General features: G+C 72.6%; 11 protein-coding genes. 5 read left to right on the forward strand and 6 right to left on the reverse strand.

Annotated features, from left to right (window positions below; all coding sequences use genetic code 11):
* Positions 1–16 precede the first annotated feature (16 nt).
* On the reverse strand, positions 17–643 hold the full coding sequence (locus FH610_RS09095) for a response regulator (RefSeq protein ID WP_139573846.1): 627 nt from the start codon (positions 641–643) through the stop codon (positions 17–19).
* A 3-nt stretch (positions 644–646) separates the two neighbouring features.
* Entirely contained in the window at positions 647–4858 is a 4212-nt protein-coding gene (locus FH610_RS09100; RefSeq protein ID WP_139573847.1) for a HAMP domain-containing protein, read from the reverse strand.
* A gap of 153 nt (positions 4859–5011) precedes the next feature.
* On the opposite strand from FH610_RS09100, the gene FH610_RS09105 reads away from it, so the two are divergent.
* Complete coding sequence (locus tag FH610_RS09105; protein ID WP_139573848.1) at positions 5012–6550, forward strand: PP2C family protein-serine/threonine phosphatase; 1539 nt, start codon at positions 5012–5014, stop codon at positions 6548–6550.
* A 49-nt stretch (positions 6551–6599) separates the two neighbouring features.
* Here the strand turns inward: FH610_RS09105 and FH610_RS09110 are convergent, their stop codons facing one another.
* The gene (locus FH610_RS09110) at positions 6600–8027 is read right to left on the reverse strand and encodes an FAD-binding protein (RefSeq protein ID WP_167538698.1); all 1428 of its coding nucleotides are present in this window, start codon (positions 8025–8027) and stop codon (positions 6600–6602) included.
* 107 nt (positions 8028–8134) lie between these two features.
* On the opposite strand from FH610_RS09110, the gene FH610_RS09115 reads away from it, so the two are divergent.
* Positions 8135–8593, forward strand: coding sequence for a MarR family winged helix-turn-helix transcriptional regulator (locus tag FH610_RS09115; RefSeq protein WP_139573850.1), 459 nt, complete (start codon positions 8135–8137; stop codon positions 8591–8593).
* Positions 8594–8654: 61 nt separating this feature from the next.
* Here the strand turns inward: FH610_RS09115 and FH610_RS09120 are convergent, their stop codons facing one another.
* Both FH610_RS09120 and FH610_RS09125 read right to left on the reverse strand, forming a co-directional pair.
* Positions 8655–10460, reverse strand: coding sequence for a S9 family peptidase (locus tag FH610_RS09120; protein WP_139573851.1), 1806 nt, complete (start codon positions 10458–10460; stop codon positions 8655–8657).
* A gap of 109 nt (positions 10461–10569) precedes the next feature.
* On the reverse strand, positions 10570–13314 hold the full coding sequence (locus tag FH610_RS09125; protein ID WP_139573852.1) for an ATP-binding protein: 2745 nt from the start codon (positions 13312–13314) through the stop codon (positions 10570–10572).
* Positions 13315–13375: 61 nt separating this feature from the next.
* Between FH610_RS09125 and FH610_RS09130 the strand changes: the two genes are divergently transcribed.
* Together FH610_RS09130 and FH610_RS09135 are read left to right on the forward strand one after the other, a co-directional pair.
* A complete protein-coding gene (locus FH610_RS09130; RefSeq protein WP_139573853.1) occupies positions 13376–14104 on the forward strand; it encodes an ABC transporter ATP-binding protein in 729 nt (242 codons plus the stop codon).
* The gene (locus FH610_RS09135) at positions 14098–16557 is read left to right on the forward strand and encodes an FtsX-like permease family protein (protein ID WP_139573854.1); all 2460 of its coding nucleotides are present in this window, start codon (positions 14098–14100) and stop codon (positions 16555–16557) included. The genes FH610_RS09130 and FH610_RS09135 overlap by 7 nt, the downstream gene beginning before the upstream one ends.
* Positions 16558–16571: 14 nt before the next feature.
* Here FH610_RS09135 and FH610_RS09140 read toward each other — a convergent pair whose 3' ends face one another.
* A complete protein-coding gene (locus FH610_RS09140) occupies positions 16572–17387 on the reverse strand; it encodes a zinc finger domain-containing protein (protein ID WP_139573855.1) in 816 nt (271 codons plus the stop codon).
* Between the two features lie 118 nt (positions 17388–17505).
* On the opposite strand from FH610_RS09140, the gene FH610_RS43240 reads away from it, so the two are divergent.
* On the forward strand, positions 17506–17652 hold the full coding sequence (locus tag FH610_RS43240) for a hypothetical protein (RefSeq protein ID WP_167538699.1): 147 nt from the start codon (positions 17506–17508) through the stop codon (positions 17650–17652).
* Positions 17653–17693: the final 41 nt, after the last annotated feature.

Genomic DNA, 17693 nt, shown 5'->3' on the forward strand with positions numbered 1-17693 from the left:
GGGCGTGTACGCGGTGTCAGCCGAGAGCGTCGAAGCCGGCCCGGAGGTGGGCGACCCGTTCGCTCAGCTCGGCGACGGCGCCGTTCAGGGGCGCGTCACCGGACTTGTCCGCCAGCTCCCGCACCCGCCGTAGCTCGTCCTCGACAGCGGTGACGCGGCCGGACAGTTCGGCCAGTACGGAGGTGTGGTCGCCGCCGCCCGGCAGTTCGTTCGAGAGGCGTTCGCGCAGCAGCGCCGCCTGCTCGGTGAGCCGCCGGTTCATCGTGTAGAGCTCCACGAACACGGCGACCTTGGCGCGCAGCACCCAGGGGTCGAACGGTTTGGTGAGGTAGTCCACGGCCCCGGCGGCGTACCCGCGGAAGGCGTAGTCGGGGGCGCTGTCGACCACGGTCAGGAAGATGATCGGGATGTTTCTGGTGCGCTCTCTCCGTTTGATGTGCGCGGCGGTCTCGAAGCCGTCCATGCCCGGCATGCGCACGTCGAGCAGGATCAGGGCGAAGTCGGTCGACAGGAGGGCCTTCAGCGCCTCCTCTCCGGACCGGGCCCGTATGGGCACGACGTCCAGCGAGCTGAGGATCGCCTCCAGGGCGATCAGGTTCTCCTCGCGGTCGTCGACCAGCAGGACCCTGGCGCGGTCAGGCATCGATCATGCCTCCTGGGAGTCTCGGGACTCTGGGGACGGCACGCCCCTCGTTCGTTCTGTGCCCCCGCTGCGGCCGCGCATGAGCCATCCGCGCAGCCGTTCGAGCAGCCGGTCGACGTCGACGGGCTTGGGCACGTAATCGGAGGCGCCCGACGAGATGCTCTTCTCGCGGTCTCCCCGCATGACCTTCGCCGTCAGCGCGATGATCGGCAGGTCGGCGAACTGCGGCATCGTGCGGATCGCCGACGTCGTGGCCCAGCCGTCCATCTCGGGCATCATGATGTCCATCAGCACGAGCGCGACGTCCTCGTTGCGTTCGAGCTGCTCGATGCCCTCGCGGCCGTTCTCGGCGTACACGACGGTCGAGCCGTGCCGCTCCAGCACGCTGGTCAGCGCGAAGACGTTGCGAATGTCGTCGTCCACGATGAGGATCTTGGCCCCGGACAGCGGGTCGTCCCCCTGCCAGTCGTGGCCGTCCACCAGCGGCACGTAATGGGGGACCGGCAGGTCGGTCGGGAGGGGGATCTCCGGGAGGATGTCCTTGATGTGCAGGTCGGGCACCTCGTCGGCGCGGCCCTCCGGCTCCATGGGCGTGGCGATCGCGCCGCCGTCGGGTGCGGCGAGCGGCCCCGAGTAGTTCGGAGGCAGGTACAGCGTGAAGGTGCTGCCCTCTCCGGGGGCGCTCTGGACGTGGATCTCGCCGCCGAGGAGGCGGGCGATCTCCCGGCAGATCGACAGGCCGAGGCCGGTGCCGCCGTACTTGCGGCTGGTCGTGCCGTCGGCCTGGCGGAACTGCTCGAAGATCACTTCGAGCTTGTCCGGCGCGATGCCGATGCCGGTATCCACGACCCTGAAGGCCAGCATGTCCTCCGGCGAGCCCTGCAGCTTCTCGTCCACGTACGGCACGTCGGCGGGCGCGTGGGTGACTTCCAGCCTGACCTCGCCCTCGTGGGTGAACTTCACCGCGTTGGACAGCAGATTGCGCAGCACCTGCTGCAGCCGCTGCTCGTCGCTGCGCAGGTCGTTGGGCACGGAGGGATCGACCTGGACGGTGAACGACAGGCCCTTGTCCTGCGCGAGCGGTGCGAAGGTGGACTCCATGTAGTCGACCAGCGCGGACAGCGACATCGCCTGCGGATGGATGTCCATACGGCCCGCCTCGACCTTGGACAGGTCGAGGATGTCGTTGATCAGCTGCAGCAGCGCGGAGCCGGCGTCGTGGATCGTCCGGGCGAACTCGACCTGCTGCGAGGTCAGGTTGCCCTCGTTGTTCTCCGTCAGCAGCTTGGCGAGCACGAGCAGGCTGTTCAGCGGGGTGCGCAGCTCGTGGGACATGTTCGCCAGGAACTCGGACTTGTAGCGCGAGGACACCGCGAGCTGCTCGGCCCGCTCCTCCAGTGTCCGCCGGGCCTGCTCGATCTGGAAGTTCTGGATCTCGATGGCGCGGTTCTGCTTGGCCAGCAGCGCCGCCTTGTCCTCCAGCTCGGCGTTGGACCGCCGCAGTTCCTCCTGCTGGCGCTGGAGCTCGTCGGAGCGCTCCTGCAGCTCGATCGCGAGCCGCTGCGACTCGGTGAGCAGGTCCTCGGTCCGGGAGTTGGCCATGATGGTGTTGATCGTGACGCCGATGGTCTCGACGAGCTGGGTGAGGAACGCCAGGTGCACCTCGCTGAACTGCCTGAACGAGGCCATCTCCAGGACGCCGAGCACCTTGTTCTCGAAGAGGATCGGCAGTACGACGATCTGCGCGGGGTTCGACCTGCTGAGCCCGGTCTCGACCGTGATCGAGTCGACCGGCACGCCCTCCAGGATGACCTGCTTGGCCTCCAGGGCGGACTGACCGATGATCCCCTCGCCCAGCTCGAAGCTCGGCTTGGGGGTCGAGCCCGGCTGGATGCCGTAGCCGGCGATGAGGTTGAGCCGGCCGTCGTCGTACAGGTAGCAGGCGCCGTGGCTGGCCGAGACGAGCGGGGTGAGCTCGCTCATGATCAGCCGGGCGACCTCCATCAGGTCGCGGTGGCCCTGCATCAGGCGCGAGATCCGGGCCAGGTTGGACTTCAGCCAGTCCTGCTCCTGGTTGGTCTTGGTCGTCTCGCGCAGGGTGGCGACCATCGTGTTGATGTTGTCCTTGAGCTGGGCCAGCTCGCCCGGCGCCTCCACGGTGATCGACCGGGTGAGGTCGCCCCTGGCGACGGCGCTGGTCACCTCGGCGATCGCGCGCACCTGGGTGGTCAGGTTGCCGGCCAGTTCGTTCACGCTCTCGGTGAGCCGCTTCCAGGTGCCCTCGACGCCCTCGACGCGGGCCTGGCCGCCGAGCTGGCCCTCCGAGCCGACCTCGCGGGCGACGCGGGTGACTTCGGAGGCGAAGGACGACAGCTGGTCGACCATGGTGTTCATGGTGCTCTTGAGCTCGAGTATCTCGCCCTGGGCGTCGACGTCGATCTTGCGGGTCAGGTCGCCGTTGGCGACGGCGGTGGTGACCTGGGCGATGTTGCGCACCTGGTAGGTGAAGTTGTTGGCCATCGAGTTGACGTTGTCGGTGAGGTCCTTCCAGACGCCCGACACGCCGGGTACGCGCGCCTGGCCGCCCAGCCGCCCCTCGGTGCCGACCTCGCGGGCGACACGGGTCACCTCGTCGGCGAAGGCGGACAGCTGGTCCACCATCGTGTTCATCGTGTCCTTGAGCTCCAGGATCTCGCCCTGGGCGTCCACGGTGATCTTCTTGGACAGGTTGCCCTGCGCCACGGCGGTGGAGACGACGGCGATCTGACGGATCTGCGACGTCAGGTTGTTGGCCATGAAGTTGACGTTGTCGGTGAGGTCCTTCCAGATGCCCGACACGCCGCGCACCTGCGCCTGGCCGCCCAGCCGTCCCTCGGTGCCGACCTCGCGGGCGACGCGGGTGACTTCGGAGGCGAAGGACGACAACTGGTCGACCATGGTGTTCATGGTGCTCTTGAGCTCGAGCATCTCGCCCTGGGCGTCGACGTCGATCTTGCGGGTGAAGTCGCCGTTGGCGACGGCGGTGGTGACCTGGGCGATGTTGCGCACCTGGTAGGTCAGGTTGTTGGCCATCGAGTTGACGTTGTCGGTGAGGTCCTTCCAGACGCCCGACACGCCCTTCACCTCGGCGCGGCCGCCCAGCTTGCCCTCGGTGCCGACCTCGCGGGCGACACGGGTCACCTCGTCGGCGAACGCCGAGAGCTGGTCGACCATCGTGTTGAGGGTCTCCTTGAGCTCCAGGATCTCGCCCTGGGCGTCCACCGTGATCTTCCTGGACAGGTCGCCCTTCGCGACGGCGGTGGAGACGACGGCGATCTGCCGCACCTGAGAGGTCAGGTTGTTGGCCATGAAGTTGACGTTGTCGGTGAGGTCCTTCCAGACGCCCGACACGCCGCGCACCTGCGCCTGCCCGCCCAGCTTGCCCTCGGTGCCGACCTCGCGGGCCACCCGGGTGACCTCCTCGGCGAACGCCGAGAGCTGGTCGACCATCGTGTTGACGGTGTGCTTGAGCTCCAGCATCTCGCCGACGGCGTCGACGGTGACCTTGCGGCTCAGGTCGCCGCGGGCGACCCCGGTCGTCACCTCGGCGATGTCGCGGACCTGCGCGGAGACGCGGTCGGACATCGTGTTGACGGCCTCGGTGAGGTCGCGCCAGCTTCCCGACATGCCGCGCAGGTTGGCCCGGCCGCCCAGCTTGCCCTCGGTGCCGAGGTCGCGGGTGACCCGCGTCACCTCCGAGGTGAACAGCGAGAGCTGGTCGACCATGCCGTTGATGGCCTTGCCCAGGCGGCGTACCTCGCCCCGGGCCGCGCGGTCCACGTCGATCCGGCGGGACAGGTCGCCCTTGGCCACCGCGTCGATGACGTCGGCGGCGCCGCTGACCGGCGTCACGATGGCGTCGATGAGGTCGTTGACCGAGCCCACGCTCTCCGCCCACGCGCCGACGCCCGGCCCGGGGCTCAGCCGTTCGGTGAAACGGCCCTCCTTGACGATCTCGCGGCGCACCCGGGCCAGCTCGTTGGCCAGGTGTTCGCGCCGGTCCGCGACCTCGTTGAGCAGCAGCCGGATCTCACTGAGGACTCCCGGCGGGGCGTGGGAGACGCGGCGGCGGAAGTCGCCGTCACGCCATGTGATGAGCGTCTCCAGGAAGGGAACGAGATCGGATTCGCGGTAGACCCGTTCGGTCCCGGCCAGCTCGGCGTTGGCGGGCGACATTTAGCCTCCTTTACCCCGACGGGGCTGACGCGACCAAGGCGTAGGGCCTCATACGGCCTGTCCAGCCGCGGACTCCATGCCAGTCTGTCACGTTCCGTGGGGTGCGGGGCCCCCTTGCTTGACCCGAGGTCAGGCGGAAGTGTGGTAAGCACAATGGTGGTGACAACTACCCCTCGAGCCGTCCTGGCGGCGTCCTTCACGCCGGGTGAGACGGCCGTACCCGAAGTGAAGCGGTTCACGCGCGAGGTGATGACGGCGTGGGCCGCCATGTCCGTGTACCCCGAGGCCGAGCGCCTGGTGGGCGAACTGGTCGCGGAGGCGGCCGGCGCGCCCTTCGAGGTCGTGTGGCTCCACCACGGCGAGTCCATCCAGGTGGAGGTGCGGGAGAAGACGGACGGCCAGGACTTCGGGCCGCCGGCCGACGCCGTCACGTGGGGCGTCACGTTCACCTCGGCGCTGCGCACCCGCTGGGCCCGCCTGGAACTTCCGGGCGGGGAGCCGGTGCAGAGCGACGAGTGGCTGCTCGAGGCCGCGCACGGCCCGGGCTGGCTGGGCTTCCTCGCGGACGCGAGCGACCTGCTCGCGGGCACGCTCAACCCGGAGATGGTCCCGGCGATCATCGCGCAGATCGTGGTGCCGCGCCTGGCGAGCTGGTGTGCCGTCTATACCGACCAGGACGGGCTGGGGGAGCTGCGGCCCGCCTACCTCTGGCACGCGGACGAGACCCAGATCGACACCATGCGCGACGAGCTGGAGGAGATCGCGCTGCCGGCGGACGACGACCCCGCCGTGCTGCCGATGAGCGAGTGGCAGGCGCTGGCCTACCCGCTGACCGCCCGCGGGCGGCGGCTCGGCGTGATGTGCCTGGGCCGGCGCGACCGCTTCCCCGACGAGGCGATGCAGATCGCCGAGGACCTCAGCCGGCGCGCGGCGCTCGCGCTCGACAACGCCCGCCTGTACGCGCAGCAGGCGGCGGCCAACAGGGCGCTGCAGCGCAGCCTCCTGCCGCCGGACGAGCCCACGACCCCCGGGCTCGACTTCCATGTCATCTACGAGCCGGCCGGGGAGAACAACGAGGTCGGCGGCGACTTCTACGACCTGTTCCCGATCGCGGACGGGGTCTGGCGCTTCGCGATCGGCGACGTCTGCGGCACCGGGCCCGAGGCCGCGGCGGTCACCGGGCTGGCCCGTCACACGCTCCGCCTGCTCGCCCGCGAGGGGTACGGCGTGGCCGCCGTCGTTGGCCGGCTCAACCAGGCCATCCTGGAGGAGGGGGAGCGCGCCCGCTTCCTGACGCTGCTGCACGGCCAGATCACGGTCGTCCCGGAGGGGCTCGACATCCGCCTCGTCTCGGCCGGGCATCCGGAGGCCCTGCGCCTGCGGCCGAACGGCGTCGTCGAGGTCGTCGCCTCGCCGCAGTCGCTGCTCGGGGTGTTCCCCGAGGCGAAGTTCCAGGAGGACAGCCTGCGGCTCACTCCCGGCGACGTGCTGCTGGGCGTGACCGACGGGGTGACCGAGCGGCGGTCGGGCGGCCGGCTGCTCGACGACGACGGCGGGCTGGCCAAGCTGCTGGCGGAGTGCATCGACCTGTCCGCCCGCGCGGTGGCCGAGCGCATCCGCCGCGCCGTGCAGGACTTCGCGCCCGAGCCGAGCGCCGACGACCTGGCCATCCTCGTCCTGCGCGCGCCCTAGACACCGGCTGAGCCCGGGCGGTCGATCCTTTTCTCATGTCCTGCCCCGTTCAGGATCGGGTGCGCTCACCGTCAGCGAGCGGCGGGATGTTGTGGTTGATACGGAAGAGCTGGTTCGGGTCGTATGTCGCCTTCAGCGCCGCCAGCCGCTGGTAGTTCGCCTCGGTGTAGGCCCGCATGACCCGCTCGGGAGCCGAGTCGTGATCGAACAGGAACCCCGGGAGCATGGCGCCGGTGTCCCACCGCCGGAGCCGCTCCAGCACCTGATCGGCGGCCGTGCGCGCCGCGCCGGCCTGCTCGGCCGGAGCCGGCAACCGCAACCACAGGTGGAAGGCGGCGCCCTGGGTGCCGACCGCGTGTGGGCGGCCGGGCGCCCGGTTCAGCGCTCCGCCCAGGTGACGCAGCTCGATGCCGGGGAACGGCCCTCCCAGCCTCGACGGGTCGATCAACGAGACCAGCTCCTCCACGGCCTCGTCGTCCAGTTCGCGCAACAACGCGCTGCGCAGGTGCACCATGACCGGGTTCTTGGGGTCCTGGTAGATCTCGGTGATCTGCGTGTACGGCATGGCGCCGCAGGTGTCCTTCTCCGGGCCGAGCGCACGCAACGGCTCCACCAGCCGCGCGCCCTGCTCCTCGTCCCCCGTGTAGACCACTCGGACCTGCACGAACGAGCGGCCACGGAACTCCTCGGGCAGCTGCGGCGCATCAGGCAGGCGCATCAGCGTCACCGAGGACGACATCTCCTCCGGCTGCTCCTTGGCCCAGGCCAGGTAGGAGCCGAGCACGTGGGCGGCGTGCCCACGGTCCGCGACCGGGTAGGAAAGCTGACCACCGTAGACGGCGCGCAGCGGCAGCAGCTCGATCTCGGCCGCGACCACGACACCGAAGTTGCTCTTGCCACCCCGCGCCGCCCAGAACAGGTCGGGCTCCTGCGTGGCCGAGACGGTGCGGAGCAGGCCGTCGGCGGTGACGATGTCGAGCGAGCGGACATAGTCGGCGGCGAAGCCGTACGTGCGGCCGGTCACCGGAAGCCCTCCGCCGGTCAGGTAGCCCATCACCCCGACCTGTCCGGAGGAGCCGCACAGCGGCGCGAGGCCGTGCTCGGCCGCCGCGCTGAGCACCTCACCCCACCGCAGCCCGGCTCCGAGGCGTGCGGTGCCGGCGCGCGGGTCCACCGACAGCTCGCGCAGCTCACCGGTGGCGATGAACACGGCTCCATCCGCGGGCACCGACGGGCCGTGCCCGGTCGACTGCACCGCAACCGGGAGTCCTGCCTCCGCCGCGAACCGGACGGCGGCGGCCACGTCGCCGACGTCGGCGGCGACCACGACCGCCGCGGGCCGGTGCACGACCGTCAGCAACCAGCCGGAGCAGGCCTCCTCGAAGCCCTCGTCACCGGGGTAGAGCGTGCTTCCCCGGATCAGCTCACGCAGGTTCACCAGGTCGCGCCGGTCGGCCGTTGAGTCCGTATGCAGCATGTCGATCATCCGCCTTTCGGCTAAGAAAATGTTGGCACAACCAACGTTGGCTTGCCCAACGGTACACCTGATCGTGGGCGGTGCCAACAACTTGTTAGATTGCCCCTGTGGACTCCCCAGAGGGACCGCCGCCGCAGCGGCTGCGCACGCTGCCGAGCAGGTTGACCAACCAGGCGGCGCAGACCGCCAACAGGATCGTCGACCAAGCGCTCGCTCAAGCCGGCGTCCGGCGCTACCATTACGCCCTGCTCGCCGCGTTGGAGGAGTACGGGCCGGCCAGTCAGGCCGCCCTCGGTCGCCGCACCGGCATCGACCGCAGCGACATGGTGGCGACCGTCAACGACCTCGCCGAACGGCAACTTCTCGAGCGCGCGCCCGACCCGGAAGACCGTCGACGCAACATCGTCACCATCACCGCGGCAGGACGAAGGCAGCTCGCCGACCTCGACCGGCTGATCGCCGCCGCCCAAGACGAGTTCCTCGCCCCGTTGCCCGCCGCCGACCGGCAGAACCTGATCGACCTGCTCACCCGCCTCGTCGGTCATCACGGCGACAAGCGCAACTGATGTGGTACAGATCCGGGGCGTTCTCGGGTAACGGGCGTGGTCGGCGAAGCCGACTCACGCGCTACCGGCGGGCGGCCAGAGCGCGGACGGCGAAGTCGATGGACGCGGCCATCTGGTGCACCCGCTCCTCCACCCTCGGCGTGCCCGGTCCGGTGTCGTACCGGTAGACGGACGCCTCCCTGCCGTGGTCCGCCAGAGCCCGCACGTAGTGCTCCACCTGCCGTGCCGGGCAGCGCGGGTCGTTCGCCCCCGTGAGGATCAGCAGCGGGGCCTCCACCATGTCGGCGTAGGTGATCGGGGAGGACGCGGCGTACCGCTCGGGCACCTCGGCAGGGGAGCCGCCCAGCAGCGCCCGGTGCGCCGCGCGCAGGCATTCGGCCTCGTCCTCGTACGCCGCCGCGTGGTCGGCGATGGGCACGGCGGCGATCCCCGCCGCCCACGACTTCGGCTGGGTGCCGAGCGCCAGCAGGGTCAGGTAACCGCCCCACGCCGTGCCGGCGAGCACGAGGCGGTCGGGGTCGGCGATGCCGCGCTCCACCGCCCACTCGCGCACCGCCGTCACGTCGGCCAGCTCGATGTGGCCGACCTCGCCGCGCAGGGCGTCGCGCCAGGCCGAGCCGTAGCCGGCCGAGCCGCGGTGGTTCACCCTGATCACCGCGAAACCGCTGTCGACCCACGCGGCGACCTGCGGCCGGAACGAGTCGTCGTCCTGGCCGCCCGGGCCGCCGCCGAACCCCGGCAGCACGCTGCGCAGGAGGAACACGGTCGGGTACGGCGCGGCCACCCGCTCCGGCCGGGAGACGAGGGCGTGGATGCGCCCGCCGGGGCCCTCCACGTCGATGTCCTCGAGCGGCACGGACGGCGGCGGCGTGCGCCCGGGGCTGAAGACCACGTGGCCGTTGCTCGACTTGACGACCGGCGGGTGGGCGGCGCTCGACCAGGCGTACTCGACGGTGCCGTCCGGGCGCGGCGCGGCCGCCTCGATCACCCCGTGCGGGCTCTCGATCGGGGTGAGGCCGCCTCCGGCGAGGTCGTAGCGCAGCAGTTCCGTGCGTCCCCGCTGGTTGTGGATGATGAGCAACGCACGACCGTCGTCGTACCAGTCCGCGGAGATCTCGCCGCGCACCCGCAGCCAGATCTCCCGCTGCTCGCCGGTCACCGGATCCCACACGAGCGGTTCGCGGCGGCCCCTGCGCTCGTGCAGGACGAGCAGGCGCCGGTCGCCGGGGACGGGGGCGAACCTGCCGCCGGTCACGCCCCTGCCCGGTCCGTCGTTCAGCTCGGCGACCGTCGAGCCGTTCGCCCTGACGACCCGTACGGCCGGGTGCAGGACGTCGCCGTGCTCGCTGTGGTTGACGGCGATGAGCGAGCCGTCGAGCGACATGTCCGCGACCGCGGCGTACTCGTGGTGGCGATACAGCGTGACCGGCTCGTTCCCGGGCCTGGCCAGCAGGATCTCGAAGCCGTCCCGGGAGGAGCGGCCCACGGCCGCGGCGCCGTCCGAGGAGAGCGCGAGCCCGCAGGGATGGCCGGGCGGCATGGCCAGGGGCACGTCCGGGCCGCCGTGGAACGGCTGGCGCGACCACACGCCGTGCCCGTCGTCCCGCTCGTCGTCGTCCGTGTCGCCGTATATGTCGCCGAACCACCAGATCCACTGGCCGGTGGGGTCGATCGCGCCATACCGGGTGCCGCGGGGGCGGTCGGTGACCTGACGGGTCTGGCCGCTCGACCGGTCCCAGGCGTAGATCTCCCAGGAGCCGGAGGCGTTGCCGCGGTAGACGGCACGCTGCGGCGCCTGGCGCGCCCACGTGGGCAGGGTCACCCGCGGTGCCCGGAACCTGGCCTGCCAGCGTTCCTCGGCCTTCATGCCGGCCCTCCCCAGTGCTCCTACGGGGTCGGGTTCAGTATGTCCCGCCAGACGCGACAATGCCTGACAAACAGGCGATGTCGGGCCACGAGTTCGGGCGGCGCACCGGTCAGGACAGGTCCAGGCCGGCGAGCTGGGCGCGGCTGGCCACGTTGAGCTTCGGAAACGCGCGATAGAGGTGATAGCTGACGGTCTTCGGGCTGAGGAACAACTGCGCGCCGATCTCCCGGTTGGTCAGGCCCTTGGCGGCCAGCCGCACGATCTGCAGTTCCTGCGGGGACAGCGCCGACAGCGCTTCCGTACGCGCGGCGGGGGAGCTGGTGTCTCCGGTGGCGCGCAGCTCGGTGCGGGCGCGCTCGGCCCACGGGCGGGCGCCCAGCCGCTCGAAGGTCTCCCACGCGGCCCGCAGGTGCGGCCGGGCACTGCCCTTGTCGCGCTCCCTGCGCAGGCGCTCCCCGAAGGCGAGCCTGGTGCGGGCCGCCTCCCAGGGACGGCCGCTGCCGGCGTGGAGCCGTACGGCGGCGCCGAATTCCTCGTGCGCCCGCTCCCAGTCGGTTTCGAGCAGGGCGCGGCAGCGGTGCAGGACGGCCAGCGCCCAGTCCTGCCCCGAGGCCGTCGCCCACTCCTCGAACCGGCGCAGCGGCTCGCGCGCGGGCAGCCCGAGCCGTACGGCCGCCTCGATCTGGTCGGGGGCGAAGTAGACGGCCTGGATCTGGTGGCGCACCGGGCCGGTCATGGCGGTGCCGAGCCGGTCGAGAGCCTCGGCGAACCGGCCCTGGCCGAGGTCGAGCAGGGCCAGTGCCCACTCGGCCCACGCCAGGCCGTTGACGATGTGGTTGGCGTCGAAGCGGTCGCGCGAGCGGGCGGCCAGCTCGGCGCATCGGTCCGCCTCTCCCCGTACGGCCGCCAGCCACGCCAGCGTGCCCTCCAGGTAGCCCGCCCGGTTGCGCTGCCCCGTGTCCGAGGTGAGCCGCAGGCCCTCGACCGCGGTGGCCTCGGCGTCCCTGAACCTGCCCAGATACAGCTCGGCGGCGGCGAGCGTGACGTGGACCAGGGGGAGTTTGCCGATGTCGCCGGCGGCCCGGCACTCCGCGGCCATGGCGGCCGAGATGTCGTGCCCGGTCCTGAAGTCGCCGACGAGCGGGGCGACGAAGGCCGCGTTGATCCGGAACGTGTGCGCGCCGGAGGCGATCCGGCCGCCCCTGGCGACCATGTCGCGCATGATGGGGAGTCCCTGCGCCGGTCCCTGCCGCAGCAGCACGGCCGCGCCGGTCACCGCCTGGACGGCCGGGTCGAGGCCGTCCTCCGGACGGAGGCCGAGCTTGTGCAGGCGTTCGGCCGCCTCGGCGACCCTGGCCGGGTCGCTGAGCTGCCAGGCGTTGCGTGCGGCGTCGGTCAGCATGAGCCCGGCCGCGATCCGGTCCTGCCGCGCCTGCTCGTCGGAGTCCGGCCCGCCGGGGCCCTCCGCGTCCGCCGTCGCGAGCGCCGTCAGCTCTTCCGCGCCCGTCATGAGCAGGTCGTGGGCCAGGTGAGGGGCGCCCTCGTCGAACGCGATCCTGGCGCGCAGGTCGCACAGCCGGGCGCGGGAACGGGGGTCGGTGACCAGCGCGGCGGCGCGCTCGACCAGCTCCTTGGCCCGGCCGGCCTGGCCCGCGTCGGCGGCGGCGACGGCGGCCTCGGTCAGCCGTCCCGCCTTGAGCGCGTGGTCCTCGGTGAGCTCGGCGGCCCGTTCGAGCGCGGCGCAGGCCCCGGCGTTGCCGTCGCGCTCCCGGGCGCGCCGTGCGGCCTGCTCCAGCGCCCGCGCCGCCGTCTCGTCGGGGCCGCTGGCGGCGGCCGCCAGGTGCCAGGCCCGCCGGTCCGGCTGATGCTCGAGCAGCCGCGCCAGGATCGCGTGGATCTCCAGCCGCAGATCGTAGGTGCCGTGCCGGAAGGCCGCCGCGCGCATGAGGGGGTGGGTGAAGGCCACCCGGCCGCCGTCGATCCTGACCAGGCCGGACTTCTCGGCCACGCCCAGCGCCGCGGGCGAGATCCCCAGCTCCCGGCCCGCCCGTACGATCACGTCCGGGTCGCCGCCGTCGGTCAGCGCGGTGACCAGCAGCGCCTTCTGGGCGTCCGGGGGCAGTTCGGCGATGCGGGCCTCGTACGCCCGCTGGATGCGGGCGGGCAGCGGCAGCGGGCTCCGGTCGTAGGCGGGCAGGTCCGTACGCGGGAGTTCGAGCAGGGCGAGCGGGTTGCCGCAGCTCTCCTCGATGACGCGGTCGCGCGTGCCGGGGGCGAGCCCGGGGGCCGCGTGGGCGAGCAGCGTGGCGGCGCTGCCCTCGTCGATGCCGGACAGCCGGTGCTCCGGCAGGCCCGAGGGGTCGAAGCCGTCGCGCGCGGCGAAGATCATGACGATGCCCTCGGCGTGCAGCCGGTGGGCCGCGAACCGCAGCGCCCGCGCCGACTCCTGGTCGAGCCACTGCGCGTCGTCGATCAGGCACAGCAGCGGCCCGCCCTCGGCCAGCTCGGCCAGCAGCGACAGCACGGCGAGGCCCACCAGGAGCCGGTTGGTCACCGGGCCCAGGCCGAAGGCGCCGCGCAGGGCGGCCGCCTGAGGCTCGGGCAGCGTGTCCAGCCGGTCGAGCCCGTGCCCGAGCAGCAGGTGGAGCGAGGCGAACGGGATCTCCGCCTCGGTCTCGACGCCGACGCCGCGCAGCACGCCCATGTCCTGGGCGCGCTCCCCTGCGTACGCCAGCAGAGACGTCTTGCCGATGCCCGGATCGCCCCCGACCACGAGCACGCCGGAACGTCCGGCACGCGCCCGGTCGAGCAAGCCGTCGATCACCGCTTGATCGGTCGCACGCCCCCACAGCACCCCGGCATCCTAGTCATGTGTCCGATACCCCCCGGACATCGGCGTTCCTAGCGTTCTCAGGGTGAACAACACGCAAGCGGTCGATCTCCTCGGGGTCACCAAACACTACGCACACGGCGTCACGGCGCTGGACGACGTCACGATCGGCTTCGGCGCCGGCACGTTCACGGCCGTGATGGGACCCTCGGGGTCGGGCAAGTCGACGCTGCTGCAGTGCGCGGCCGGGCTGGACCGGCCCAGCGCGGGCCGGGTGGTCGTGGACGGCCGTGACCTGGCCGCACTCGGCGACCGGAAGCTGACGCTGCTGCGCAGGGACCGGATCGGCTTCGTGTTCCAGTCGTTCAATCTGCTGCCCTCGCTCACCGCGGAGCAGAACGTTGGCCTGCCGCTGCGGCTCGCCGGGCGGCGCCCCGACCGGGAGCTGGTGCGGCAGAGCCTGGGTGCCGTGGGCCTGGCCGAGCGCGCCGGGCACCGGCCCGCCGAGATGTCGGGCGGGCAGCAGCAGCGGGTGGCCATCGCGCGGGCGCTGGTCACCCGCCCCGCCGTGCTCTTCGCCGACGAGCCGACCGGCGCGCTCGACGCCAACACCAGCCGCGACGTGCTGCGCCTGCTGCGCACGCTGGTGGACCGGCAGGCCCAGACCACCGTCATGGTCACCCACGACCCCGTGGCGGCCTCGTACGCCGACCGGGTCGTGTTCCTGGCCGACGGCCGCGTGTTCGGCGAGCTGTACGAGCCCACCGCCGAGCTGGTCGCCACCCGGATGCTGCAGCTGGAGGCGTCGTGCTGAGGATCGCCTGGTCCACGCTGCGTACGCGCTGGGTCTCTTTCGCGGGCACCTTCGCCGCGCTGGCGCTGGGCGCCGCTTTGATCGCCGCGCTCGGCCAGGTGCTGGCCTCCAGCGTCACGTCGCCGGCGCGGGGGCCGCAGCGGTACGCCGCCGCGCCCGTCGTTGTCGTGCCCGACGAGAGGCTCACCGTGGACACCTGGCAGGGCGGCAGCAGCGCGCCCCTGGCCGAGCCGCGCGGTCTCGGGGACGACCTGGTCGCCCGCTTCCCCGACGCGGTGGTGGACCGGGTCTTCCCCGCGCGGCTCTCGGACGGGCCGGCGGCGGTGGGCAGGCCCTGGTCGGCCGCCCGTACGGCCCCGCAGACGCTCGTCGCGGGCCGCGCGCCCTCGGGGGACGGCGAGATCGCGATCAGTGCCGGGACCCAGCCCGAGCGGCGGGCGTCCGCCGGGGCGCGAGCGCTGGTCGGGACGCGGGTGCCCGTGGTGACCGCGACCGGGATCGAGACGTATCGGGTGGTGGGCGTCACGACGGCGGGGCCGCAGCCCACGGTGTTCTTCGCCGACGCGCGTGCCGCCCGGCTGTCGCCACGCGTGGACGCGCTCGCGCTGTGGCGGCCCGCCGCCGAGGTGACGAAGGCCGTGTCGGGGGCGGCGCAGGTGCTGACCGGGCAGGACCGGGCGCTGGCCGATCCGTCCCGCGAGGCCGACGAGCGGGCGCGCAACAACGCCAACACGATCGCCGGCATCGCCGCCGGGTTCGCGGCCTTCATTGCGATCTTCGTGGTCTCGTCCACGTTCGCGTTCGCGGTGGGGCAGCGGCGGCGCGAGTTCGCCCTGCTGCGGACCATCGGTGCGACCGCGGGCCAGGTCAGGCGGATGATGTACGGCGAGGCCGCCCTCGTCGCGGTGGCCGCCTCCGCGGTCGGCGCGTTCCTCGGCCCGCTGGCCACCCGGCCGATCCTCGACCGGCTGGCCGCGCTCGGGATGGCGCCGGAGTGGCTGACGCCGTCGCGGTCGTCCGTACCCGCCTGGGTGGCCTTCGGCATCGGAGTGCTGGTCGCCGTGACCGGCGTGGCCGTGGCCGCGCGGCGGGCCGGGCGGGTGCGGCCCGCCGAGGCGCTGCGCGAGGCGGCGGTGGAACCCCGTGCGATGACCTGGGGCCGGTGGACCGCCGGGCTGGGCCTGCTGGGCACGGCGGTGGTCAGCATGGCGGTGAACGCCATCGGCGATCCGGGGTCGGCCACGAACAACAAGACCTTCATGCCGATCGTCATGCTGCTCATCGCCGCGCTGGGCCTGCTCGCGCCGGTCTTCGTGCGGCCCGTCACCCGCCTGCTCGTCGCGCCGCTCGAGCGGCTGCGCGGCGCCGGCGGCGTCGTGGTGGCGGGCGGGACGGCGGCCTCGGCCAGGCGGACCGCCGCCACGGCAGCGCCCGTCCTGGTCACCGTGGCGCTGGCGGCCTCGCTGCTGGGCGGGGCCGCGATGACCGACGCCGCCAAGTCGGCGCTGCGGACCCGGCCGGTACGCGCCGACTACCTGGTGCTCCCCGACGGGGACGCCGGACTGGACCGGCAGCTCGTCCAGCGGCTGCGGGCGATCCCCGGCGCGGACGTCACCACCGAGGCCGAGACCAGTGTGTACACGCTCGAAGGCGATACCCAGCTCATCCGGAGGCCCGTCCAGGCCGTCGAGCCGGGCACGCTGTCCACGGCGCTGTCGATCCCGCTGGTCGCCGGATCGACGGCCGGGCTGCGCGACGACACGATCGTCGTGTCCCGGACCTGGGAGCTGAGCCTGGGGCAGCGGGTGCGCATGTGGCGCGCCGACGGCAGCCCGGTCACGCTGACGGTGGCCGGCGTGCTCGGGGACGATTCGCCCGCCGACGCCTACGTCACGCCCGCCCACGCCTTCTCCGCGCTGCCCTCCGTGGCGTACGTGACGCCGCGTCCGGGGGTGGCGGCCCCGACCGTACGGGCCGCGCTCGAACAGGCCGTACGCGGCCACAACGCCCGCGTGGTGAGCAGGGCCGAGTGGGTGCGGGAGTCCGGCGACCGGCAGGCCTCGGCCAGCCGGCTCGGGTCGCTGGCCGTGCTGGGGATCATGCTCTGCTACACCGTGATCGCGCTGGTCAACACGCTGCTGATGGCGGCCTCCGACCGGGCGGCGGAGCGGGGCGGCCTGCGGCTGCTGGGAGCGACGCGGGCGCAGGTGCTGCGATACGTCGTGGCGGAGGCGCTGGCGGTGGTGGCGGTCGGAGTGGTGCTGGGATTCGCGGCCACGGCGCTCGGCCTGCTGGGGCTGGAGGCGGCCCTGCTGCGCCTGGCCGGGCCGTTCGCCTTCGACGTGCCGTGGCTGCCGGTCGTCTCGGTGATCGCGATCTGCTTCCTGCTGGGGGCGGCCGCGGCGGTCGCCCCGGCGCTCCGCACCAGGGGTGTGGCGATCCCGCGCTCGTGATCCGCGCCGCGTGGTCAGGTGGTCGCGGCCCAGCGGGTGATGTGGAAGGACGCGGTCACCGGCATGGAGCCGGGCAGCGCGGCGGTCTTCGCGGCCAGTTCCTCAGGCCGCGTGTGCCAGGCGCTCGGGCCCATGCCGACCACCGCCTCGACCTCGTCGTGGCCGAGGGAGAGGGCGATCTCCTCGGTCTCCTCCCCGATGCGGGCGAACCGGCCGCCCAGGGTGTCCTCCAGGCGGCGGTCCTTGTCCTCGTCCACGCTCAGCAGGCCGAGACGCTCGACGAGCGGACTCAGGTGGCCGGGGCCGGGTGTGACGACGACCAGGGAGCCGCCGGGCCGCAGCATCCGGGCGAACTCCTCCGCGTTGCGCGGCGCGAAGACGTTGAGCAGCACGTCCACGCGGGCGTCGCCGACGGGGATCGGCCGCCACACGTCCGCCACTACGGCGCCGATGCGGGGGTGCGCGCGGGCGGCCCGTTTCAGCGCGTGCTTGGACACGTCGATCGCGATGCCCACCGCGTCCTGGTCCAGCGCCGCGGCCAGGTAGTAGCCGGTGCCCGCGCCCGCGTCGGCGACCACCGCGGCGCCCTCGCACATCCGGGCGAGGCGGCGGGCCAGCGGGGCGTAGTGGCCCGCCTCCAGGAAGCGTGCCCGCGCGGCCACCATGGCGGGCGTGTCGGCCGTGCCGGCCGGGCGGGTGAGCATGTTCACGTACCCCTGCCGCGCCACGTCGAAGGAGTGGCCGCGCGCACACCTGACCGACCCCTCGGTCAGGTGGATCGCCGTACGGCAGGCCGGGCAGACGAGGTGGTCGATGACGTCGGCGAGCACCCGTCCATCATCCACCCCGCGCGGGACTGCGACCCGGCGACAAGTCGGCTGCAGGAGTACGGCAAGCCGCCGGAGATTCCATGGACGCGCAAGGAACTTTTCGAAGGGGGAGACCACGATGACCCGCACCCGCCGCCGCTGCCCGCGCTGCCGCACCGAACTCGACGAGGGCCCGATCCTCTACCGCTGCGCCCACTGCGAGCGCGCCGTCTACGCGGCCGACCTCGACGTCGACTACACGCCCGTCCCTGCCGCCGCCCGCTGAACGCGCTTCTTCTATCGTGGTGCGATGCCGCAAGAGCCCAG

The sequence above is a fragment of the Microbispora catharanthi genome, assembly GCF_006334915.2.
In the GTDB taxonomy this organism is placed as follows: domain Bacteria; phylum Actinomycetota; class Actinomycetes; order Streptosporangiales; family Streptosporangiaceae; genus Microbispora; species Microbispora catharanthi.

What these genes read in the sequence shown, in the direction of transcription:
- FH610_RS09095 (WP_139573846.1), bottom strand. Translation starts at nt 643, where the DNA reads ATGCCTGACCGCGCCAGGGTCCTGCTGGTCGACGACCGCGAGGAGAAC.
- FH610_RS09100 (WP_139573847.1), bottom strand. Translation starts at nt 4,858, where the DNA reads ATGTCGCCCGCCAACGCCGAGCTGGCCGGGACCGAACGGGTCTACCGC.
- FH610_RS09105 (WP_139573848.1), top strand. Translation starts at nt 5,012, where the DNA reads ATGGTGGTGACAACTACCCCTCGAGCCGTCCTGGCGGCGTCCTTCACG.
- FH610_RS09110 (WP_167538698.1), bottom strand. Translation starts at nt 8,027, where the DNA reads ATGCTGCATACGGACTCAACGGCCGACCGGCGCGACCTGGTGAACCTG.
- FH610_RS09120 (WP_139573851.1), bottom strand. Translation starts at nt 10,460, where the DNA reads ATGAAGGCCGAGGAACGCTGGCAGGCCAGGTTCCGGGCACCGCGGGTG.
- FH610_RS43240 (WP_167538699.1), top strand. Translation starts at nt 17,506, where the DNA reads ATGACCCGCACCCGCCGCCGCTGCCCGCGCTGCCGCACCGAACTCGAC.